The 23,516-nt window shown below is 40.5% G+C and carries 18 protein-coding genes; 12 read left to right on the top strand and 6 right to left on the bottom strand.

Annotation, left to right across the window (positions count from 1 at the left end):
* Positions 1 to 8: 8 nt before the first annotated feature.
* From RBI_RS02950 to RBI_RS02940, 3 genes are all read right to left on the bottom strand, one after another.
* Positions 9 to 1,292, bottom strand: a complete 1,284-nt coding sequence (locus RBI_RS02950; protein ID WP_038670890.1) for a DegT/DnrJ/EryC1/StrS family aminotransferase — start codon at positions 1,290 to 1,292, stop codon at positions 9 to 11.
* A gap of 361 nt (positions 1,293 to 1,653) precedes the next feature.
* Entirely contained in the window at positions 1,654 to 2,883 is a 1,230-nt protein-coding gene (locus RBI_RS02945; protein ID WP_038670888.1) for a nucleotide sugar dehydrogenase, read from the bottom strand.
* A gap of 14 nt (positions 2,884 to 2,897) precedes the next feature.
* Positions 2,898 to 3,968 carry an NAD-dependent epimerase/dehydratase family protein gene (locus RBI_RS02940; protein WP_038670886.1) on the bottom strand — a complete coding sequence of 357 codons (1,071 nt, stop codon included), beginning with the start codon at positions 3,966 to 3,968 and terminating at the stop codon, positions 2,898 to 2,900.
* Positions 3,969 to 4,395: 427 nt separating this feature from the next.
* On the opposite strand from RBI_RS02940, the gene RBI_RS02935 reads away from it, so the two are divergent.
* A complete protein-coding gene (locus RBI_RS02935) occupies positions 4,396 to 4,578 on the top strand; it encodes a hypothetical protein (protein WP_038670884.1) in 183 nt (60 codons plus the stop codon).
* A 193-nt stretch (positions 4,579 to 4,771) separates the two neighbouring features.
* Positions 4,772 to 5,386, top strand: a complete 615-nt coding sequence (locus RBI_RS02930) for a sugar O-acetyltransferase (RefSeq protein ID WP_038670882.1) — start codon at positions 4,772 to 4,774, stop codon at positions 5,384 to 5,386.
* Between the two features lie 57 nt (positions 5,387 to 5,443).
* On the opposite strand, the gene RBI_RS02925 is transcribed toward RBI_RS02930, so the two are convergent.
* The gene (locus RBI_RS02925) at positions 5,444 to 9,601 is read right to left on the bottom strand and encodes a C1 family peptidase (RefSeq protein WP_038670880.1); all 4,158 of its coding nucleotides are present in this window, start codon (positions 9,599 to 9,601) and stop codon (positions 5,444 to 5,446) included.
* A gap of 280 nt (positions 9,602 to 9,881) precedes the next feature.
* Here RBI_RS02925 and RBI_RS02920 point away from each other — a divergent pair, with 280 nt between their 5' ends.
* Entirely contained in the window at positions 9,882 to 11,072 is a 1,191-nt protein-coding gene (locus RBI_RS02920; RefSeq protein ID WP_038670878.1) for an IS110 family transposase, read from the top strand.
* Between the two features lie 194 nt (positions 11,073 to 11,266).
* On the opposite strand, the gene RBI_RS02915 is transcribed toward RBI_RS02920, so the two are convergent.
* Positions 11,267 to 11,731 (bottom strand): DUF3592 domain-containing protein, encoded by a 465-nt coding sequence (locus tag RBI_RS02915; protein ID WP_038670876.1) that lies wholly within the window; start codon positions 11,729 to 11,731, stop codon positions 11,267 to 11,269.
* 296 nt (positions 11,732 to 12,027) lie between these two features.
* Here RBI_RS02915 and RBI_RS02910 point away from each other — a divergent pair, with 296 nt between their 5' ends.
* The 3 genes from RBI_RS02910 (at position 12,028) to RBI_RS15615 (ending at position 14,863) form a co-directional block, all read left to right on the top strand.
* Positions 12,028 to 12,612: a TetR/AcrR family transcriptional regulator gene (locus RBI_RS02910; RefSeq protein ID WP_038670874.1), complete on the top strand. Its 585-nt coding sequence runs from the start codon at positions 12,028 to 12,030 to the stop codon at positions 12,610 to 12,612.
* An 83-nt stretch (positions 12,613 to 12,695) separates the two neighbouring features.
* A complete protein-coding gene (locus RBI_RS15120) occupies positions 12,696 to 14,048 on the top strand; it encodes a collagen-like protein (RefSeq protein WP_038670872.1) in 1,353 nt (450 codons plus the stop codon).
* 566 nt (positions 14,049 to 14,614) lie between these two features.
* Entirely contained in the window at positions 14,615 to 14,863 is a 249-nt protein-coding gene (locus RBI_RS15615; RefSeq protein WP_022287571.1) for an alpha/beta-type small acid-soluble spore protein, read from the top strand.
* Positions 14,864 to 14,932: 69 nt separating this feature from the next.
* On the opposite strand, the gene RBI_RS02895 is transcribed toward RBI_RS15615, so the two are convergent.
* Positions 14,933 to 15,805, bottom strand: a complete 873-nt coding sequence (locus RBI_RS02895; RefSeq protein ID WP_038670870.1) for an Abi family protein — start codon at positions 15,803 to 15,805, stop codon at positions 14,933 to 14,935.
* 320 nt (positions 15,806 to 16,125) lie between these two features.
* On the opposite strand from RBI_RS02895, the gene RBI_RS02890 reads away from it, so the two are divergent.
* From RBI_RS02890 to RBI_RS02865, 6 genes are all read left to right on the top strand, one after another.
* The gene (locus tag RBI_RS02890) at positions 16,126 to 16,518 is read left to right on the top strand and encodes a BlaI/MecI/CopY family transcriptional regulator (RefSeq protein ID WP_242843668.1); all 393 of its coding nucleotides are present in this window, start codon (positions 16,126 to 16,128) and stop codon (positions 16,516 to 16,518) included.
* Positions 16,508 to 17,731, top strand: a complete 1,224-nt coding sequence (locus tag RBI_RS02885; protein ID WP_038670868.1) for a M56 family metallopeptidase — start codon at positions 16,508 to 16,510, stop codon at positions 17,729 to 17,731. The genes RBI_RS02890 and RBI_RS02885 overlap by 11 nt, the downstream gene beginning before the upstream one ends.
* Positions 17,721 to 19,436, top strand: coding sequence for a DUF2079 domain-containing protein (locus RBI_RS02880; protein ID WP_038670866.1), 1,716 nt, complete (start codon positions 17,721 to 17,723; stop codon positions 19,434 to 19,436). The genes RBI_RS02885 and RBI_RS02880 overlap by 11 nt, the downstream gene beginning before the upstream one ends.
* Before the next feature lie 322 nt (positions 19,437 to 19,758).
* Positions 19,759 to 20,793, top strand: coding sequence for an AAA family ATPase (locus tag RBI_RS02875; protein ID WP_051706368.1), 1,035 nt, complete (start codon positions 19,759 to 19,761; stop codon positions 20,791 to 20,793).
* Positions 20,794 to 21,458: 665 nt separating this feature from the next.
* Positions 21,459 to 21,608 carry a hypothetical protein gene (locus RBI_RS14890; protein WP_158455053.1) on the top strand — a complete coding sequence of 50 codons (150 nt, stop codon included), beginning with the start codon at positions 21,459 to 21,461 and terminating at the stop codon, positions 21,606 to 21,608.
* A gap of 155 nt (positions 21,609 to 21,763) precedes the next feature.
* Positions 21,764 to 23,464, top strand: a complete 1,701-nt coding sequence (locus tag RBI_RS02865; protein WP_038670861.1) for a recombinase family protein — start codon at positions 21,764 to 21,766, stop codon at positions 23,462 to 23,464.
* Positions 23,465 to 23,516 lie beyond the last annotated feature (52 nt).

Raw genomic sequence — 23,516 nt, 5'->3', positions numbered from 1 at the left:
ATATATTTTTATTCAAAGCAAGCTCTTATAACTTCAATAATCCTCTCCTGCTCCTCCGCAGTCATTTTATTATCGCTAGGCAAACACAATCCTCTTGTAAAAATATCCATTCCTACATCAGCTACACCACCTGCAATATACGCATTTGATCTAGCACGTCCATTTCCATCTCTTACAACAAATGGATTCAAACGATAAATCGGCTGCATATGCATTGGTTTCCAAATCGGACGTCCTTCAGCATTAATAGATGCAATCGCTTCCAAAATCTCTGTTGGACAAGACTTTCCTGCTTCTTTTACATAGCACACATCCTGCTCACCACGAACCTGCTTGCACATTGCCTCTTTATCAATAATCAAACAGGACAACCAGTAATTCGGCTCAGAATTTTCAAAGTCAATTGGATTCATAGAAACTGGAAGACCTTTTAATCCTTCTTTATATCTTTCATAAATTGCTTTTTTCTGTGCAATATGCTCATTCAGATACGGGAACTGTCCACGAACTACACCAGCTACCACATTGCTCATACGATAGTTGTATCCCAGTTCTTCATGCTGATACCACGGAGCATTTTCTCTCGCCTGTGTAGACCATTTACGAACTTTGTTTGCAGCTTCTTCATCATCTGTCAGAAAACAGCCACCTGCACTTCCGGTAATAATCTTATTTCCATTAAAAGAAATGGTGTTATATTTTCCAAATGTACCAGTCTGTACTCCCTTATATGTAGCTCCCATAGATTCCGCAGCATCTTCTACTAAAATAGCACCATGCTTTTTAATAACCGCATTTAACTCATCTACTTTTCCAGGAGTTCCATAAAGGTGTGCAACAACTACTACCTTCGTATCCGGATAAATCTCAAATGCTTTTTCAAGTGCCACTGGGTCCATATTCCATGTGTCATATTCTGTATCAATAAATACTGGCTCTCCACCTTCATAAACTACCGGATTTACGGTTGCGTCAAATGTCATATCAGAGCAGAATACTTTCTTTCCCTCTAATGCACCATGTCCAACTTTTGGCATACCATATGCTTCAATACCTGCAAGTTTCATTGCCAGATGCAATGACGCTGTTCCTGCTGATAATGCAACTGCGTATTTGCAGCCGATATATTCGCAGGCAAGTCTTTCCACTTCATTGATATTCTTACCAACTGTGGACATCCAGTTTGTTTCATACGCTTCTTTCACATATTCAATTTCTGGACCATGCATGGTTGGGCTGCTTAACCATACTTTAGACTCAAACTTCTCAAATTTATTATTTTCTTTAAACATGACTTTCTACCTCTTTTCGCACAATCTCTTTTTTCAGAATGTATTAACTTGTTATTAAGCAATCTCTTTATTTACGTCTTCTGGTCTTTTAAATGTTGGAACAACACTTCGGAGAGCTTCTTTTGCAATTAGATCTCTTTCGCATAATCTCCATATCTTTTAGAGGCTGCAATTAATAATTTTCTTCCCATTTTCAACACACTCCTCATAATTATTCGTTTTGATTAGGTAAGTTATTTCACACGACAACTAGCCTGTGAATATTCTTATTAAAAAGATCATTCGCAGGCTAGGTCAAACCTCTTATTCAAAGGATTCCTGATTATCTTTGTTATTGTACATAAATCAAGCTCCTAGCTAATTAATCTCTCCCATACAGATCTCTGGTATAGACCTTATCCCTAACATCATCAAGGCAGCTGTCATATCTGTTAGCAACAATAGACTGGCTCATTGACTTAAACTTCTCCAAGTCATTTACCACCTTGCTGCCAAAGAACGTATCGCCGTCCTCAAGGGTCGGCTCATAAATTATAACCGTAGCACCCTTTGCCTTGATACGCTTCATAACGCCCTGAATACTGCTCTGACGGAAATTATCTGAGTTGGACTTCATCGTAAGTCTGTAAACACCTATAATAACGTCCTTTTCTCTATCCTTATCCCAATTGCTGCTTCCGGTATAATAACCCGCAAGTTCAAGCACCTTATCAGCAATAAAGTCTTTTCTGGTCCTGTTGCTCTCAACAATAGCAGACATCATGTTCTGCGGTACATTTTCATAGTTTGCAAGGAGCTGCTTTGTATCCTTTGGAAGGCAATATCCACCGTAACCAAAGCTTGGATTGTTGTAATGACTTCCGATTCTAGGATCAAGGCAAACGCCATTTATAATATCCTGTGTATTAAGTCCCTTTACCTCTGCATATGTATCAAGCTCATTAAAATACGAAACTCTCAGTGCAAGGTAAGTATTAGCAAACAGCTTAACAGCCTCTGCCTCGGTAAATCCCATAAAGAGCGTGTCGATATCTTCCTTTATCGCACCCTCCTGCAAGAGCTTTGCAAAAGCTTCAGCCTTTTCTCTTGTATCATCATCACAGCTTACGATAATTCTGCTTGGATACAGATTATCATACAAAGCCTTTGACTCACGGAGAAACTCAGGGCTGAAAATTATCTTGTCAGTATTATACTTTTCCCTTACAGACTTTGTGTAACCAACCGGAATTGTACTCTTTATAACCATAATAGCATCAGGATTGACTTTCATAACAAGTTCTATAACTGCTTCTACAGCAGAAGTATCAAAGAAATTCTTCTTGCTGTCATAGTTAGTTGGAGCTGCAATTATTACGAACTCTGCGTCCTTGTATGCAGCTTCACCGTCAAGTGTCGCTGTCAGATCAAGCTCTTTTTCAGCAAGATACTTTTCAATATAATCGTCCTGAATTGGTGACTTTTTGTTATTGATAAGCTCAACCTTTTCAGGGATAATGTCAACAGCCGTTACATGATTGTGCTGTGCAAGCAATACTGCAAGCGACAATCCAACATAACCTGTTCCTGCTACTGCTATCTTTCTGTTCATTTTCTTAGCCTTCCTTATACTTTATAAAACTCTTTATACCACTGAGCAAACTTTCTCAGACCTTCTCTGAGAGGTGTGCTCGGTTTAAATCCATAATCCCTTTCCAATGGCTCTGTGTCTGCATAAGTAATAGGCACATCGCCTGGTTGCATCGGAACTAACTTTTTGTGACTTTCAAAATCATAATCAGCAGGAAGAACACCCGCATTTATAAGTTCCTGCTGTAAAATATCAACAAAATCAAGAAGATTTTCAGGATTTTGATTTCCTATGTTATAAACAGCATAAGGCGGTAATGGCAAGCCGTCCTCACCATTTTTTCTTTCTGGAGCGCCTTGCATTACTCTCTTAACGCCCTCAACTATATCATCAACGTATGTGAAATCTCGTTTGCAATTTCCGTAATTGAAAATCTGGATAGTTTCACCCTTAAGAAGCTTGTTTGTGAATCCAAAATAAGCCATATCCGGTCTGCCTGCCGGGCCATAAACTGTAAAGAAACGAAGCCCCGTTGCTGGGATATTATACAACTTGCAGTAAGCATGAGCCATAAGCTCGTTGCTCTTCTTGGTAGCAGCATACAGGCTAACAGGATTGTCTACCTTATCATCGGTACTGTAAGGAACTTTCTTGTTTGTTCCATATACAGAAGAACTTGACGCATAAACCAGATGTTCAACGCCTGTTTCACCGTTATCATAAGAATGGCGACACGCTTCCAATATATTATAAAATCCGATCAGGTTTGACTGAATATATGCATCAGGATTAGTTATGCTGTAACGCACGCCTGCCTGTGCTGCAAGATTAACAACAACAGACGGCTTATAATCACTAAAAATTTTATCTATCACATTTTTGTCTGATATGTCTCCCTTAATAAAAGTCCACTGACCACCAAGCTTTTCTATTTCCTTTAATCTCCACTCTTTTATGGACACGTCATAGTAATTGTTCATATTGTCGATACCAACGACCTTGATATCATCAATAGTCTTAAAAAGCTCAATTACCAGATTAGAACCTATAAAACCTGCTGCTCCTGTTACAAGGACAACCTTACCTTCCAAATCGATTTTCTGCATATCTTTTACTCCCAACTTCATACACGTACAGCCAATACACAAAACATATAAATAGGATAAGCACACTCATTCACGTTAATAATTTTATCACAAAATTTTAATCTAGTCAAGTATTTGCCCCATATTTATGTATATTTTTTCAAAAATCGTACATTTTCAGTGTAATATACAATGCTAACCATTTACAAAAAGCTCAGTTTGTGCATTTTTATACTAAGCTGAAAGCTATAATTTTCTTCATTTAAAATTGTTAAATCATGAAACGTTTTGAAAAAATTTTTTTACCACAAGATTTTTGATGCAGACAAAAGCTGGCTTGATTTTTATCTGCATTTTACACGGCTTTTATTGATTATCAGGCAAAACCAGCATATAATCATAATAGTAATTATGGCGAAGTATAAGAAATATGATTGGAGCGGTGTTTATGATAGTAAAAATTTTCTGTGCGGTTTTGGTAGCCCTTGGAGTGAGCGTTGCAATTGTGCTAGGCGGTCTGATAGTGTTGGCTTCCTGTGCCAGTGTCAGAAAAAAGCCTGCTGGTGACAATACCGCTGATGACGAGGACACATTTATGTACACAAATTATATGCAGGGATTTTACCTATAACTTTTTCTACCCTGCCAAGCTTTTCATATATTATGATAAAGTGGGGAGTGCTTTGCCCATAAGCATTCTCCACTTTTTGTATACCATTTTTTATTCTATCACTCGCCCCCCAAAAACTATTGACACAGCCCGAAACTTGTGCTATACTCTCAACAAAATCAAATGGAACTACACACAGAAAGGGCGTTTTATAATGACTGAAAAAGAAAAAATGCTTGCTGGCAAGATATATGACTCCTCCGACAAGGAGCTTGCAGAATTGAGGACAAAGGCTCACAAGCTTTCACAGCAGTACAGCAGTTTGTATGAAGATGATGAGAGAAGAAAAGCTATCCTTAACGAGCTTCTGCCCGACCATGGCGAGGGATTTTTTCTCCAAGGCCCTGTGTATTTTGACTATGGCGTTTTCACAAAGTTCGGCTCAGGCTGCTATGCTAACTTCAATCTGACAGTGCTTGACACCTGCCCTGTGACCATTGGCGACAACGTGTTTTTCGGTCCCAACTGCACCATCGCCACACCTGTTCACCCATTCAGATGGCAGGAGCGTAACATGAAGAAAAAGTCTGACGGCACTGTTTATGATGATGAATACGGCAAACCTATCACAATACACTCCAACTGCTGGATAGCGAGCAATGTTGTCATCACAGGCGGAGTTACCATAGGCGAGGGCTGTGTTATCGGTGCAGGAAGCGTTGTCACCCGTGACATACCGCCAAATTCTCTTGCGGCAGGAAATCCATGCAGAGTTATCCGTGAGATAACGGAGGAGGATTCTATCAAGTACAAAGCAGAACTTTTCTGAGCATAAAAAATACCCCTGACCAGAAAATGATCAGGGGCATTTTTATCGTCTGTCATATCATTGAGTATAGACCCATTTTTTATCGGACCACGCTCCGTTATAAGTCTTTCCGCCTTTGACAGTGTAGCTTCTTACACGGACGTAATATTTTTGATATCTTGCAAGCCCAGAAACTGTCCTTTTATCGGTGCGGTTGTTTGTTACCTTTACGCTTTTTGCTCCCTTAAAGTCGGAACGCTGTGAGTATGATATTTCATATCCCGTGGCAGAGCCTTTCTGTGCATAGTCTACAAAGAAGCCTGCATATGTGCCGTAAAGCTTCTGTATCACCTGCTTTGCAGGATAGATAGCAAAGCTTTTGGTGATAACTCCGCCGTAAATGCCCTTGCCTGTGATAGTCACCTTTGCGGTGCCGACCTTTGTGTTTGCAGAATATTTCACAGTGTAGTCTGTGCCGTTTTTAAGGGTCTTTGAGCCGTATTTTACTGTGATCTTCTGCGTTATCGCCTTGCCGGTAAAGCTTTTTGAAGAAATACCGCTGACCTTTGCGTTTGCAAAATTAGTCTTTGCCGTCACAATGCTTTTAGCGTCTGACCAATTGCCGTAATAGGTCTTTCCGCCATTGACAGTATAAGAGCGAACTCTTACATAATATGTCTTTGAAGCTCCTAATCCAAGTACCGTCATCTTATCCATCTTGTTGGTGGTGGATCTGTATGTGGAAGCATTTGAAAAATCAGATTTTGTGCCATACTGGACCTCATAGCCTGTTGCAGATCCTTTCTGCACAAAATCCACAAAAAAGCCCTTGTATCTTGTTTCAAGCACCTGTATCTGCTGTTTTGCAGGATTTATAACAAAGGAAACGGTCTGCTTGCCCTTATAGTTTCCGTAAAATTCAACTGTTATCTTGCCCGTGCCAACGTTCACGTTTGAGAAATACATCACCATATAATCAATATAACGCTCTAGGGTCTTATTGCCGTCCTTTATAAGCACATCAGGTGTTATCGCCTGGCCGGTGAACGACAGCGGTGTAGCATAATAAAGCTTGAACTTGGAAGCGTCCTTTGGCTGGATAGTAAAGCTTTTTGCGACAGAGCCTCTGTATTCGCCTTTTCCAACAAAGGTCATTTTTGCAGGTCCTGCGTTAAGATTGGTCTTATAATAAACAGTGTAATCCACGCCCTCTTTAAGCTCTTTGCCCTCATAGGTGAGCGTTACGTCAGGCTGTTCAATATTCTTTCCTGTGTATGTGAAGCTGTTCTTGAAGCCTGATATCTCGCAGTCTGCAATAAGCTTGCTGTCAGAATACTCCGCTGTGACAGTCATATCCTCTGTGACGTTTTTATAGTCCTTGTCCCAGCCTGTAAAACGCAGACCCTTTATAGCAGGGGCTTTCGGAGCTTTTGCAGACTTACCATATTCTACTGTCTGCTGACTTATAACCTTGCCGTCCTTATCCACAAACGTAACGTTATATGTATAAGGCTTCCATGCGGCATAAATGGTCTTTGCACCGCCTGAATATGAGATGCTTTCAATTCTTTCACCTGAAAGTGCAGCGTTATCATACCAGCCTGCAAAGTCTGCACCCTCTTTTGTCGGCTCGGAAAGCGTCACGCTTTCGCCTTTGCTGAGGTATTCTGGATTGCCTGTACTGTTCGTGCCGCCATTTAAAACATAGTCGATAGTGACAAATTTTGCTTCAACAAGCTTTGCCTTTACTGTGTTGTCAGCAGTATAAACTGTGTTCGCATCGACAGCAATGCCGTTCTTGTACCATTTAAGAGCATAACCGCTTTGCACTTTAACAGCAGGATATTTCACCTTGCCGTCCTTATCAGTGCAGGCATAATGCTTGCCGTCGGGAGCTTCAAATGTTATCTTGTGGGAAGACTGCTCCCCAGGACGAGTTAGCCTTGCTTTGCCGCCTGCCATTGTCCACCTGCCACTGTCTGTCTGCTTTCCGCCAACGGTATTCAGCGAATAAGCTGCAGAGCTTGCAACGTTAGACAAAGCCGTTTTCTTTACCTTGCTGTCAGAAAAGTTGCCGTTATACCAGCAATCGGCATATTGCTGTCCATAATAAAAAGCGTCATTATCGATACTGCCCACCATAGCTTTAGCATTTGAACTGCTTGACTTTGCAAGGTCTGAAGCACACTCTGTCAGGGTCAGACCACCTGCTTTGCCCACGATTCCGCCTGCTGAGCTTGTACCCTTGACAGTTCCGCTGAACGTACAGCGTTGAATAGATACCGCATCAAATTCACCAACGATCCCGCCTGCGTACTTACCGCTGACAGTTATTTTCTCAGCACTGAGATCTTTTATCTGCGCTCTGTCCTCAGCATAGCCGAACAGACCTGCATAAGAATTGTTTTGGATAACAGCGTTTTTCAGAACGTGTCCGTTTCCGTCAAAATATCCGCAAAAAGGCTTTAAAGCCGTTCCTACTGCCGATATTTTTGCACCACCGAAGTCGATGTCTTTTTCAAGCACAACACGCTTTCCTGCAAAGCTTTCACCGCCTGATACACGCTTTGCGAAGTTTTTCCAATCCGTCGCTGTCTTTATAACAAGGCTTTGTTCCTTTATCTCTTTCGCCTTTGCCTTTATAAGAAGCTTGGCATTGGTGATATCGTTCTTTGATGCGTTTTCGTCTGCAATAACTTTCTTGCCGTTGTTGACCTCACGCTCATAACCGCTCTGCTTTTCATACTTTGCCACAAGTGTTTCAAGCTCGCTTTTATCAGACTTATCTATATCATCGGTATAGGCAAATATTATAGGCTGACCAGTATAAGCGTCCTTGTCGGTAACGTCCGTCCAACTGTCGCCGTCATTGGAAATATACGCCTGACCAGGCTTCATGACCCCGTCTGAATAGCCATAAACGGTCACATAGCCTGAGCCGTCATCACCGCTGAATGTCATCACGACAGAATATCTTTCGCCCTCGTCAAGCTCAACATCAGGGATATCCACGGTATAAAAGCCGTCGCTATGCACCTTTCCGCTGACCTCACATTCAAGTATCCCCACAGGAGTGCTGTCTGAAACAGAAGTGTAGACCTGCACAGTGTAGTCAGACTTTCCGGTGTAGCCGAGATACATAAAGCCCACTTTGTCAAGAAGCTCGTCTTTTTTTGCTGTAAAAACATCAGCACCGCTCATTTTGTTTTCATTGCTAACATAAAATATAGAATTATCCTTATTAGCAGGATAATGGTAATTATTATCACAGCTTTCAGTGAGGTCGAACGCCACCCAATCGGTCATTTCTGCCTCTTCATAGGATATCCAGTAATAGCCGTCCGTGCCACTGGATACTCCCCAAGAGCCTTTCACAAGCCATGCCCCGTTTTTCTTTGGCTGATAGCCTGCAAGGAAATTTGACTTGCTGTAATTATCGTCCCAGCCCACTACGCTTACGGCATGATTTATTCCACTATATTTTGTAGTTTCCGGATCGTAATAGCTTTTGTTATCAAAGGTCATATACAGGTCGTCTGCATAATAGCTCACCATTACTCCGCCAAGCTCTTTTATCTTGTTTTTAATGGCGTTTCGTCCGCCTGTGATAGTGGAAGCGTAATTAAGCTGATATTCGCAAATGCCCTTTTTCTCCTCAGATACGATAGTGGCTTCCGTTCCGTCGGACACGAAAGGCTCATATTCATCATAGCAAAGTCCTCTATGAGCCGCCATTGCAAGGGACGAATCCATCCACGTTCCGCCGCAATCCCATATTGACTCGTCAAATCCGCCGTTAGCATATGTAGAGAGGGCAAGGCTCGGCACAGAAAACTGCACGTTTTGATTTTCAAGCCCCTTTTGGATAAGATTGCTCTCAGTGCAGGAAAGTGCCGCAAACGCCCAGCAAGTGCCTGTCTGGAACTGATTTTTGATAGTCGTCAGCGTATTCTTAGATCTGGGGTCATATTTCGCAGGCAGCGAAGCCGTTGCCTTTTGTGCATAAGCTGAACCCCCGTCGTCCGTATCGGCCAGATCTTCATCAGCGATCTCCGATTTTTCCAGACCTTCCTTTTCATAGCCATAACCATTATCAGTAAAAATTATCCTGCCCATCTTGAATTTCGGGCTGTCATTATCTCCGCCATGCTCCATATCCGCAAAAGCTGCGCAAGGAAACTGCACTGACAATATCGCTGCCGTCAAAATGGCGGCACATTTATAGATCACCTTCATAAAGATCTCCTTTGGTATGATATTAGCATAGTCCAAACTGCTGACTACAGTGGTGACAGGCTATGCTTATTTTGATATAATAAGAAGGTAATGGACTGACGGTCATCTCCTTAGAACTAAGCGTTCGTAGCAGAAAGTGTCAGCCGCCTTCTTGTTATAAAATTCGATTAAGCAGGTTGTACCTGCTGTGTTTACAGCAGCGTTCGCATCACTAACCAAAATGAATTTTAATAAGCTCCTGAGCGGAAACATTACAAAATATCAGAAAGAAGGATTTATCATGATTAGTGTAGGAATTGATGTATCAAAAGGAAAAAGTACTGTTTGCATTATGAAACCTTGCGGCGAAATACTTGAATCACCCTTTGACATTGGTCACACTGCCGATGAACTGGATTCTCTTATTTCTCTCATCAAATCATTCGATGAAGAAACCCGTGTTGTTATGGAAGATACAGGTCACTATCATCTTCCTGTTGCGACCTATTTATCTTCTCACAACATTTTTGTATGCTGTGTAAATGCCTTGCGTATGAAGAAGTTCTGCTCGCAAAGCTTAAGACGAGCAAAAACCGATAAAATTGATTCGATTAAAATCGCATCTTTCGGTATTACATACTGGAACGAGCTTGTTAAGGCTTATCCCTCTAATGTTATATACGATGAACTTAAATTTCTTGCACGTCAGTATTATCAGGTTACAGGTATGCTTGTTAAATCAAAGGTGAACTTCTCCAATCTTCTTGACCAAGTTATGCCCAAAATCAATGATGTTCTTTCAAATCAAGGTGAAAATCACAAGCTGACCGAGTTTGTCAGTCGATATATTCATTTTCAGAATATTCTCGATATGGGAGAAATGAAATTTACATCTGATTACTGCAAATGGGCAAAGAAAAAGGGATACCGCTTAAACGAGCGTAAGGCAGCGGAAATCCTTGCCCTTGCTCAAAACGGTATCCCTACGCTTCCTAACTCCCAATCCGTCAAAATTGCCGTTAGTGAAGCCGTCAAGCTGATCCACTCAATAGAGGAATCACGCAATACCATTTTAGCACAAATGCAGGATCTTTGCAACACCTTGCCTGAATATTCTGTTGTCAAGGAAATGGATTGTATCGGAGATACACTTGCTCCACGTATCATTGCTGAAATTGGCGATGTACGCAGATTCAAAAACAAGCACTCTCTCATTGCCTATGCAGGCATTGACGCTCCGCCTTATCAGTCGGGTGCATTCCACGCTTCTGAGCGTCATATATCCAAGCGTGGAAACAGTTATCTGCGAAAAACAGGCTACGAGATCATGCAGTCCTTAATCAAACACAAACCTGCCGACAATGCTGTCTATGACTTTATTCAGAAGAAACGCAGCGAAGGGAAATGCGGCAAAGAAGCAATGATTGCGGGGCTTAACAAATTCCTTCGAGTTTACTACGGCAAGGTTATGGAGTTTTACTCCGAACATTAATTGTAGTCTCAGGTACATACTCATCGGGCGTTTGAATACTTCCTTCAAACGTCAGCTTTGCTATATCGTTTTTTCCTTTGCTTCTTTTCTCAACTTTGTTCATTTTGCCTATTGATTTTTCTTAGCAGGTTTCTGCTCTTAGATTATTTAGCTGCACAAAGTTTCTTTTGGTTACTATTTTAATGATTACTTTTTTATCTCTTTCTCCCCACCGATATAATATTTTTCTTAGTAAGCACAAGTAGCACAACTCCAAGCAAAAGTATCAGCGGCCAAGTAAGATACGGTCTTTTATCATTATCAATATCGGTCACGACCTTATCAGGCTCACCGTTTTTATCTGTGTTGTAATACACGTTCACTTTTTCGTTCTGACTCACATAATATGTGCCTGTGAAGATCTCTCTTGTGTACTCCTTGCCGCCAACATCAAAAGCGACAGTTATGTAATATGTTTCAGCTTTGTTGCTTGCCTTTTTGTTATGTCCCCAAGTTTTCAACTCATGGTCTATCCACTTCACATAGCCTGTGGTTTTCTCAGCACTTGACATGAAAACCCTGTTTGAAACATACTTGCTGAGATTATAGATAGTAGAGAAACCACCCATAAGAATAAAAACGATACTCAGAGCGATAAGCCCTACATTTTGCTTTTTCATTTGATATACCCCCTGAACAGAAATGTTGTGTTAATGTGAATTTATTATATCATATGAGAACATGGAAAGTCAATAAGCCTATCCCATCTTTCCATAAGTCTTATGGACATATTTATTAGTACGGTTTTTGATCGTTGAGGTAAGCCGCTATTTTCTTTCTGCTGTAAGGACTTTTTTATAAGATCATGTTGAAACTTTATTTTCTTCATTTTTTGAACAATTCTTGACTTTGTTGCAAATCTGTGTTATACTAATCATAAACGAACGGTCGGTACGCATAAAAGGAGCGAAGCAACATGAAAACAACTGAGCAACAGCACAATGAGCGGAAACGTGAACTAATGGAAAAGTGCTTCGAGTGCTATGCGGAAAACGGGCTCACAGGCACAGGAATTAAAGCACTAGCCGATGCGTGCGGATGCACGAAAGCAAATTTGTATTCGTATTTTAAAAACCTTGATGAACTGATCATTGAGTCAACGGCATACTGTATGGAAAAGGTTGAGGACGACTTTATGGAGATGGCACCCACCGACCCCGAGGATGTTGTCCGTTTTGTGAAGGAGGTCCCGTATTGGACAGCAAAAAAGCATGGAAAAAAATATCGCCTGATGTATCAGATATATACGCACCCGAAGTATATCGAGCACGGCAAGAAATTCTTTGAAGGCGTGAACGAACGCTATACCGAGTACGCCAAGCAGCTGGAGCCGAAGATCGGCATTCCCTATACGGTCATCACGCCGCTGATCTTTATATTCGTCCGCGCCTGCGTTCATTATGCGATGTTTGAGGATGAATATTATCTGAAAACCCAGATGGAGGTCTTAAAACAGGGGGTCGCCCTGTTTGTGGATAAGTACAAAGCAAACCAAGCATAAGCCAATCGACCGCCGCTCATTTACGGCGTGGGCAGCGGCGCAAAGCTCCGCCGTGATAAACAATTCCGAACGGAGGAAAAAAGATGAAAACAGGAAAAAAACTACTCACAGGTACAGTTTTGGCGATTTGCGCCGCTCTTTTGGTGCTTTGCAGCGTGCTTGCAATAGGATGGAGCAAGGCGGCAAAAACAGGCGACGCACTGCCGGAGGTGCGAAACAACGGCACGGCGATTCAGTGGAAATACAGCGACGAAGCCGACTGGCACGACCTTGTGGCGCTTACCGAGCTGCGGGGCGCTGCCGGAGAAAACGGAACAGACGGTAAAAACGGTAAAGACGGCTCTGACGGCAAGAACGGAATAAACGGCACAGACGGTAAAGACGGCTCTAATGGTGCCGACGGCAAGGACGGCATTAACGGAGTTGACGGTAAAGACGGAGCCGACGGCAAAGACGGTATCAACGGCACTGACGGCATTAACGCCAAAAGCATAGAGGTGCAGCGAGCTGAAACCCACATACAGTGGCGTTACGAGGGCGATGAGTGGCAGGACCTTGTGGCGATAGCCGACATCACAGGCCCCACCGGGCAGAAAGGTGCAGACGGAGCAAACGGAAAGACACCGGAGTTCCGTGTAAGTGAAAACACCCTGCAGTGGCGCTATGTCGGCGATGAAATATGGCTGAACCTGTACGATCTTTCGGTTTTGAAAGGTCTTGACGGCAAGGATGGTATAAACGGAAAAGACGGAGCCGACGGCAAGGACGGAACAAACGGACAAAACGGCTCTGACGGTGTGGACGGAAACACCCCGTTTATCGGCGAGAACGGCAACTGGTGGATCGGAGAAACCGACACCAGCGTAAAAGCCGCAGGCATTGACGGCACAGACGGCGAAAAGGGAGACAAGGGAGACAAAGGCGACAAGGGAGATAAAGGCGAAAAAGGAGATAAAGGCGACAAGGGCGATGCCGGTCAGAACGGCAACTGCCCGGGGTATTTTCATGCAAAAGCGTCAGTAGGGACGGCTCTTCTTCAAAACCATTCCGCAAGAATTGGATTTACTGAAAAAATAAACAGAGGCGGTCTGATTTCAGCTTCCCCAGATGAAATTACGCTGAAAAAGGGGCATACATACAATATCATCATAAGCGGCTCTCTGGGAGTCGGCTCGAACGCTCCCGGGAGCACCGGTTATTATTGCATCCAAATGACAGACAGCAGTGAGGATGCAGATTTTTGCAGGGATATCACACGCATAAAAAGAGATGGAACAAAACTTCCGTATAGTAACAACTATCATTCCTTTAACTTCAACAGAATGTATGACGCATCAGCCAAAGATATAACATTGAAATTTATATTTGAGCAATCGGAATACAATACACTTCTTATGGAGTTCATCGGCACCATTACCATAACCGCTCTTGACTGAGCCGATATACACGAAAACAGAGGTAACGGAAAATAAAAAAACGAATACTCAGTATCATGCTCACCCTTTGTACGGTTCTTTGCCTTGTGTCGACAAGTGTATTTGCCGAGGATAATATGGCAGCGAGTGGGACGGCGGAAGTTTCCACAGCGGCGGAACTGGTTTCAGCAATCAGATAGGCTTCATACGGAACAGTCAAACCGACGTCAGACATTACCATTTACACCACATTAGTGGTCAACCGCACCGTCACCCTTGATCTCAATGGTTATGTGCTGAAATACGGCAGCAGCAGTGCAGGACATGTAATCACTGTGTCCAGTGGTATTTTGACAATTGAAAACAGTGACTATACAAAATCACACAATTTCCAAAAGAAGTATAATTTATATGTAAATGATTTTTTTTGAATTTTGCTCCGTTTAAAATCATACTAATTTTAGCTTTTAATTTTTTCATTCCAAAAACCGCCCCATTTCGTTCTATAAATTACCTCTTATAATCAAATCATGCAGACATATAATATTATTGCAAACCCGAAAAACAAATGAAAAGGAGATACGAAAATGAAAGGTATCACAACTCAGGAAGGCAGAGAAACACTCAACAAGTTCAAGATGGAAGCAGCTAACGAAGTTGGCGTAAACCTCAAGCAGGGCTACAACGGCGATCTTACAGCTCGTGAGGTCGGCTCTGTAGGCGGTCAGATGGTCAAAATAATTAGTCCTGAACAACAATGGATATTTACCCGAAACAGCGTAAGAAACACAGGTCATTGCATCGAGATTACATATGCCGTTAGACTGTCAGTATAGGAGCAGCACAACGATATATTTTCTTATCAAAACATCGCATTTGTAAAAACAAATGCGATGTTTCAATGTTTATTCTTTCAATATGTTAACCCAATCATCTGGAAATCCCATAAGTTTTTTATCAACGTGAGGGTACTTGTGAAAAAGTTTATCTAGTTTGTCCACAAACGCTGTCCAATGTTGATCATTAGTTATTAGATGTTTTATGCAAAGAAGAGTTGCAAATACACGGATACTGCTTATCCCCTTTTCTGTATATTGCTTATATAGCTTTGGCGTTTTAGCAAGATTAACATTATACAAACGTCCATAGTGTGCACAAATATTCCGCACAAAAGCAATGTGTTCGACCCAGCTTTCAAGATAAGTATATCCCACGCCATACAACGTTGCAACGGCTTTTTTGTCCTGAGGTTTCATATTTTTATAAAACTTTGAGAGCGTACCGAAACTGAACAGCTCCACCAAAGCGTAAAACGGAATTTTGCCGTCAATATAATTATTTTTGAAATTCTTAACAAAAGGGGCTTTGCTATTTCTGGATATTTCCTTTTTTATCTCACAAAGAAAATCATAGTGATAGCCAGGATCATTAAAATTATCCGGATCTTCATATCCTAGTACACCATAAATATGTGAGAAATGATTAGCTACCCTACACCTGAGATTAACTTCGATTTGCTCTATCCAAGTAAATAAGAGTTGCCTGAAGTTGGCGTTAAACAGGTATAACTCAACGATTTGTTCAAAGGATATAGAACCATCAAAATTTTTATTTTTACCTTTTAGTCCAAGGCCATATGCTTTTATCAAGCGGAAATATGAAATATCATTAAGAATTCGACGTGCATATTCTTCATTGACAATTCTCAACCCAATCATTTTCAAGTTCTCGATTTGTTGATCAACATTCATTGATGGTTGCTGTTCTTTAAGCTGCATAAAAAAGTCCCCTAATAATTAAACGACCCGACGTGGTACGCATTGCTAAGAGGCGTGTCGGGTTCTGTTAATACTATTATATGCGATTTTTTCTAAAAAGTCAATGGTAAATATATCTAGATAGATGTCATGAAAATGAAATTATGTTATTCTTAAGTGCTATCACTCTTTATTATTTTTTATATTAAAGATAGAGTACAGGAATCATTGCATTGTCGAAAATATTAAATAATTGTAAAATCATCACATCATAACTTGACTTGCATTTTAGACAAGTGTATAATATCGTTATAGACAAATGTCTAATACGGAGGTGTGTAATGATAAACCAAATAAAAAAACTTCCAGATGCGGAATTTGAGATAATGAAAACTATTTGGAGTATGAGCGAACCTGTCACAAGTTCTCAGATAGCAGAAAAAATGAGCGACCATAATTGGAAATTACCAACTCTCATATCATTTCTTAAACGCCTTATTGAAAAAGGATTTTTAAGAACGGAGAAAACAGGTAAGGAGCGTCAGTATTATTCGCTGGTATCCCAATCGGATTATCTTAAATTTGAAACAGAAAATTTCTTTGGCTCGGTCCATAACAACTCACTTTCAAGCCTTGTTACAAATCTATACGAAACTGATAAGCTAAGCAGTCAGGATATCGATGAGCTGATACGTTTTCTTGAAGAAGTAAAGGACAGAAATAATGATAAATAATTTATTTACATATTTTATACGGAGCAATGTACTAATAGTGTGCCTGTATCTTTGCTGTAAAATATTTTTAGCTGTAGGCAAAAAGCGTCAAAAATTATCATTCTACAAGGTATGTTCAGCGTTGTCATTGCTGATAATATTTCCCTTAGACCTGACCACTCTTATTCCTCACCAGGCTGTCACCGCTGACGTAGTTCAGAATATTTCCGTACAAAAATACATTTTTACAGAAACGCAGCATATTCCAGCTGTCAAGAAGATAATGCCTTTTCTTGTTGCGGTCTGGTGTATTGGTGTAGCTTTCAACAGCTTTGTTTGCATTTACAGGTACCTTGCCTTAAAGCGCTTTGTTGACCGCTGGGCAACAAAAAATGGTGTATACAAATGCGGCAATAAAAGCCTGAAAGTAAAAAAGTGCCCAGGCATTTCAAGCCCTATGCTTATGGGCGTGTTCGCCCCTGTAATAATTCTTCCTGACAATATCGCAGCTGATAATTATGATGTGGTATGTATGCACGAAAAATTTCACTATCTTAATCACGATATATTCATAAGGATAGTAATGCAGGTCGTTTGTATAATCAATTGGTTTGATCCGCTTGCATACAAGCTTTCACGCAGTATGAATTTGCTGTCTGAGATAGCTTGCGACGAAAAAGTTGTCAAGGAGATGAATGATACCGAGAAATATAACTACTGCGGTATGCTGATAAACAAATGTGAAAATGGTAAACAAGATACAGCATTTTCAGCGTGTTTGTATTCACAAAAAGAAAAGGTGAAAACTAGGATAAACGAGATAACTGCCAAGAAAAAGAAGTCATATGCAAATATTATAATACTTGTTGCTATAACTTTGAGCACGCTTATCCTCTGCTCTTTTGTTGACATTAATATCGATGACGAGCTAAGTTCGACCCACACCTTTAACAATGGTGAAATGGTAACAAAAGAGCCTGTTTTCGTGAATGAAGGTCAAAAAATAACTATAAAGATCGAACTTGACCTGTCCTCTGATTATTCAGACAAAGACGGAGAGTATATTGAACTAGGCTACTATCAGGACGGAACAGAACACAGAATTTTCTGTGACAAGACTGCAGGCAACGAGATAAATTTTACCGCTAATAAAGACGGCGACCACACTTTTTATTTAAAAAATTACTCTGCATATAAAATAACCCTTTCGGAGTTTGACGTCAATGTTCAGTAACAAACAAAACCTCCTCTCGTGTATTTTATGCGGATATATTCTTGGCTGTTTGTATACCATGCTTATCAGCGACGCCGATCCTATCTCAAAGTATTATGTATCGAACATTTCGCTGCTGCAATTAGTCATTCCCACCATCGCATTTTCAGCAACACTTTGCCTTATAACTGTTTTCAAAAGAGTTAATTTAAATTTGCTTTTGACAGGATTGATATTTGCTTATTCGTTGATATCAATATGGAAAATGACCAATACCACAGCATATTTCGGCTTTGCCTGCATTGCTGTTTTGGCTATAATAATATTTAGGTTTGCTGATATAAAGGAAACTGAAATATTAAAATGCCGAAAAACGGAGATAATTTCAGTTCTGTTGTTCACGGTGATATCAGTAACAATATTGATGATCGGCACCGTATGCAAACTAAAAAGCTATGAATCATCGTGCTTTGATATGGGAATTTTTCTGCAAATGTTTGAATATATGAGTAAAACGTGCAAGCAATACACCACGGTCGAACGAAATGTGCTTATGTCACATTTCAATGTGCATTTCTCACCCTGCTGGTATTTGCTACTGCCAATATATATGATATTTAGAAACTCGGTTGTTTTAGTCATATTGCAAGTGCTTATCATTGCAAGCGGAGTATTGCCGCTGATAAAAATATGCAGGCTTTACAAGCTCGGCAGAACTGACACCGTTTTGTGCAGCATAATATATCTTTTCTACCCTGCATTTTGCAGTTCTCAGTTTTTTGATATCCACGAGAATATGTTTTTGCCTGCATTTATATTGTGGCTGTATTATTTTATGTGCAAGAAAAATCACATTGGTGAAGTTGCAGCGTGTCTGCTTATACTCTCAGTCAAAGAGGACGCAGGGGTATACATCATTTGCCTAGGTCTGTATTCCTTGTTTTCCAAAAAGAAAAAGACCAGCGGTTTACTTATCACTATAATCGGCATACTTGGCTTTATTGGCACAAATTTATACATAAACATTTTTGGCGAGGGTGTAAAAGTAAACCGATATGACATTTACTTGGCCGAAAACGACAGCGGACTTATTGCGGTGATCTTAAACGTCATAAAGAACCCGGCATATTTTGTGTCAAATCTGATAACAGTAGATAAACTGCTTTTCCTGCTGTTGATGACAGTGCCTTTTATTTTTGTTTGCTTTAAAATAAACAAAGCGTCAGATCTGTTTTTGCTCGTTCCGCTGATAATCGTTAACCTCAGCACAGACTACACATATCAATATAATGTAGATTACCAATACGTTTTCGGAAGCGGAGCAATGCTTTTCTGTGCTTTTGTTAAAGAGGTATCAACATTAAAGCAGAAACGAAAGGTATTACTTATATCCGCAATGTCAGCGGTCATACTTTTCTCGGTTACAGTTAGTGATAAAATACAGTTATACACCGAACGATATGAAAACACCGCACTTATAACGCAGACTAACGAATTTATCGACACCATAGACAAAACCGTCTGCATATATGCAGACACATATATAATACCGTCGCTTTACAAATTTGATAATGTATATCTTTTGGATAATGCTGATGTTTCAAAAGCTGAAATAATACTTCTTGACAACCGCAAAAATGATTATCAAGGAAAGCTTGAGAAATACAAAAAGACTTTTTCCATTTGTGAAGTTCACGGGATGGTTACTGTATTATTAAATTATTAAATTAAGAATATTATTAAGGCAAAAGTTCTCTAAAATTCGTTTCTGTTAAATTAATAACGTTTTGACATAGGGGGTATCTCACAGTGCGACGGCGAAAACGCACATCTTACCCCCGTGTCAAAATCAAATCTCCTGTGCAAAACAATGAAAATGGACCATGACTATTGACAAACGTATTAAAATGCGATACCATAAGAATGGAGAATAATATAAGCTCGTAAAGATTTTAAAAGTCTTTGCGAGCTTTTTGTTTTGAATATAAATTTCGCTATGTTCAGTGACAATAACAGAAACTTGAAAATAGAATAGGAGGTCTGGTAGCGTGAAAAAACTCATCACTAGATCCTGCGAAGAAATAATGACAACTGTGTACAAGCCAATAGAATTCGTTATAGACGGCTTGATCGCACAAGGTCTGTATATCTTAGCAGGTGCACCAAAGGTCGGCAAATCGTGGCTGGCACTTGATATGTGTCTGTCAATAGCGAAAGGAGAAAAAATTTTAGGTCTAAAAACTTCACAAGGAACTGCTCTGTATCTGTGTTTAGAGGACAGTTACGCAAGAATACAAAACAGGCTCTATGAGCTGACCGATGAACCAACTGAAATGCTTTACTTCTCTGTTATGTCTGACCCGATAGGAGGCGGTCTTGAAGAGCAGATTGAAGGCTTTATGAGTGAACATCGTGATCTGAAAATCGTTTTTATTGACACTCTGCAAATGGTTCGCAGCGATACTGATTCAAGCTATGGTTCAGACTACAAAGACCTATCCGTTCTGAAAGCACTTGCTGACAAACTTGAAATCGCAATAATAGTTGTACATCATACAAGAAAATGCAAGGATACGGACCCGTTTAATATGATCTCAGGAAGTACAGGAATCAGCGGTTGTGTTGACGGAAGTATGGTTCTGATCGAAACAAAACGTGGCAGCCGTAATGCAAAACTTTATTGTGTAGGACGTGATATTGAAAACGCAGAAATTAATTTGCAGTTCGATAGTGATTTGAAAAAGTGTGTCGTTACCGATGAGCCGACCGCTCCAAAAAGTAAGGCCAACATTTTTCTTGCGGCATTGTATGTTTACATCAAAAAGAGAATTGATTTTTCAGGTACGGCGTCAGAACTTGTAAGTGAACTAAAAGAAGTCACGCAAGAACAAGTCTATCCAAACAGAGTTACAAGAGATCTGGTTCAGAACGGCTACACACTCGGAAAGTACGGGATAGATTTTCAGTACAAGCGAACTAGAAACGGCAGGCTGATAATTCTTCATTACGACCGTGAGCGTGACAGTAGTGACAGTAAAAACACTAGCGAAGTTACTGTCAACAAGCTGATTCAAAAAGTCTAAAAAACCTTGTAAAATCTTAATTCACAGAGTGTGACAGTAAAAAGTTAAATCAATGTTTACTGTCAACCCCAATCAGCGAACGTGGGGCGATTTGTGGGCTTTAGTTTTCAGTCGGGTAAGTTTAGCAAAGCCAAATGGAAACCCCACACAAGCGATTTGTGAGCCGCTGTGGGCGATATTTTAAATAAGGTTAGCTTGTGCAAGTCGAACTCAACGATTTGAGCAATTATGTACTTTGCACAATTAAGCAGCTAGAGCTATAAACACCAAAGCTAAATATTTCATTGCAAGTTAAAGTTTCGGGGTCGCAGCCCCCGAAACACTCACAGCGGACGAGCAAAGCTCGCCGCAAAAGTGCCGAAAATACGCAGTTTGCGAGATACGACAAGGTCGAGAAGTCAATGGGGTCGTAAAAACAGGTCCTTGATAATTCAGAGGTCGCACACCGCTAAAATCAGGCTGAAACAGCGTAAATGCGTGCTATCGTGTCGGCGTCGAAAGGTATAAATGCAATAAAATCAAGCAAGTTTTTTGTTGCAGTTGGTGATTACTATTTCAAAGTTTTTGTGATATCATTGACTGGAAAAACAGTGAAAAACAAATGGATAATTTTTGATGAGTGTGAGAAAATATTACTGATGCAAATGGAAAAGGAGATATGTCTATTGAGTAAAAATCCGAAAAGTCCCTATTCCAAGCTGGAAATGAAGAAGAAAACCCTGGCTGCTTGGACTAAGCTGCTGCTCAACAGCGGCGAGATCGACATCAAAAAGTACAACAGAATGATAATGATGATCGAAAGACTGGCGGCATGACCGCAAATGCAGTGCCGAAAGGCATTGCTACATATTGCCACAGGTAAGTTATTCCGTGCCATTGACCCTGTGCTGTCGGCATGGTATAATCATATTAACTAAACAAAATCAAAGTCAAAACAATCAGTCAAGGCTTTGACGAAAGGAGAATTTTAATGGATATTTATGCAGCCGCTGACCTTATGAAACGTGAGCGGAAAACAATTTTTGATCTTGAAATCAATGTTACATTTTATGCACGAGTATCAACGACCCGTGATGAACAGGAAAACTCTATTGAAAATCAGATAAACTTCTTTACAGAGATGATAAAGTCAAACCCAAATTGGAATTACATTGAGGGGTATGTTGACAGGGTCAGAGGAGAACACGCTGAAAACCGTGCTGAATTTATGAGAATGATCGAAGATGGAAAAGCAGGAAGGTTTGACCTTGTACTTACAAAAGAAGTCAGCCGTTTCGCAAGAAATACTATCGACAGCCTTACCTATACCCGTGATCTTCTCCGAGCAGGGGTAGGGGTCTTCTTCCAAAATGATAACATTTGTACCATTGATTCTGACAGCGAAATGCGTCTTACTATAATGTCAAGCATCGCCGCTGATGAAGTCAGGAAGCTTTCTGAACGTGTTCGCTGGGGTCACAAGCGTTCAATAGAAAGCGGAAATGTTATGGGCAACAATCGTATATTCGGCTATGATAAAGATGACTGTAAACTTGTCATAAACGAACCTGAAGCAGAAATGGTAAGAATGATATTTGACCTTTACTCTACTGGTGATATGAGCGTCAGAAAGATAGAACGAATACTATATGATAAGGGCTACCGTGGACGCAATGGTACAAGGATACATCACAACACCGTTTCAGGCATTATACAAAACCCAAAATATAAAGGATTTTACTGTGGTAACAAAGTAAGAATAGTTGACTACCGCACAAAAGAACAGCGTTTTTTACCCAAAGAAGAATGGGTGATGTACAAAGACGAAACAGGCGAAGTCGTACCTGCCATAGTATCTGAGGAAATATGGAACAAGTGCAACAGAATATTTGAAACAAGAAGTGCTGCCATAAAAAGCCGTGAACACTCATTTAAAGACACAAGTGTCTTCACCGGTAAGATATGGTGTGCAGCTCACGACAAGCCATATTGGAGGACAAGTTACTCAAACAGCGTATCAAAAGGTCAGCCAATATATCAATGGATATGCTCAGAAAAAAAGAAAGAAGGTGCAAAAAGCTGTGCGTCATTTGCAATAATGGAATCGGAACTTTACAGCATACTGTCGGGATTTTTCAAGGACGTGGCTGAAAACCTTGAGGATTATGTTGAAACATTTCTTCGGATATATAAAGAATCAGACCGCTCTGCCGAGGCAATGCGGCAGGTAAGCGGCCTGAAAGCAACACTGGAAAAGGAAAATAAAAAGCGTGATAAACTGCTGGAGCTCTATATGGAGGAGCTTATCACAAAATCAGAATTTACAAAACGTAATACCGAGAGCAGTGAACTAATAAAAGGAATAGAACATCAGATAAGATTTATCGAAAAGAAAAGCGAAAACGACAATAGTTATGCAAAAGCTATAAAGCGGATTGAAAAATACTTCCGTGAAATGTATGATCCTAGCCTACCAATGAACAAGGAACAAGTCGACGAAATGGCAAAGGCAGTCATAGACCGTATAAGTGTAGTTCCAATAAATAAGAACACAATGAAACTGGAAATTAAACTTCTGACAGGTGAATCAGAGCCGATGACATACATTAGGAACGGAGAAAGATATGCTCGGCGTTCTGGACTCACCAGCAAGAAGATGATCGACGCTTACAAGACAACAGGCAACAAGTAATTTCTCCCAAAAAGTCCTAAAAACTCCGCCGTGGCATTCGCTGTGGCGGAGC

This window comes from Ruminococcus bicirculans (ex Wegman et al. 2014), from assembly GCF_000723465.1.
Classification (GTDB): domain Bacteria; phylum Bacillota; class Clostridia; order Oscillospirales; family Ruminococcaceae; genus Hominimerdicola; species Hominimerdicola aceti.
The sequence above is the reverse complement of the archived record's forward strand: the minus strand, read 5'-3'. Positions and strand labels throughout refer to the sequence as shown.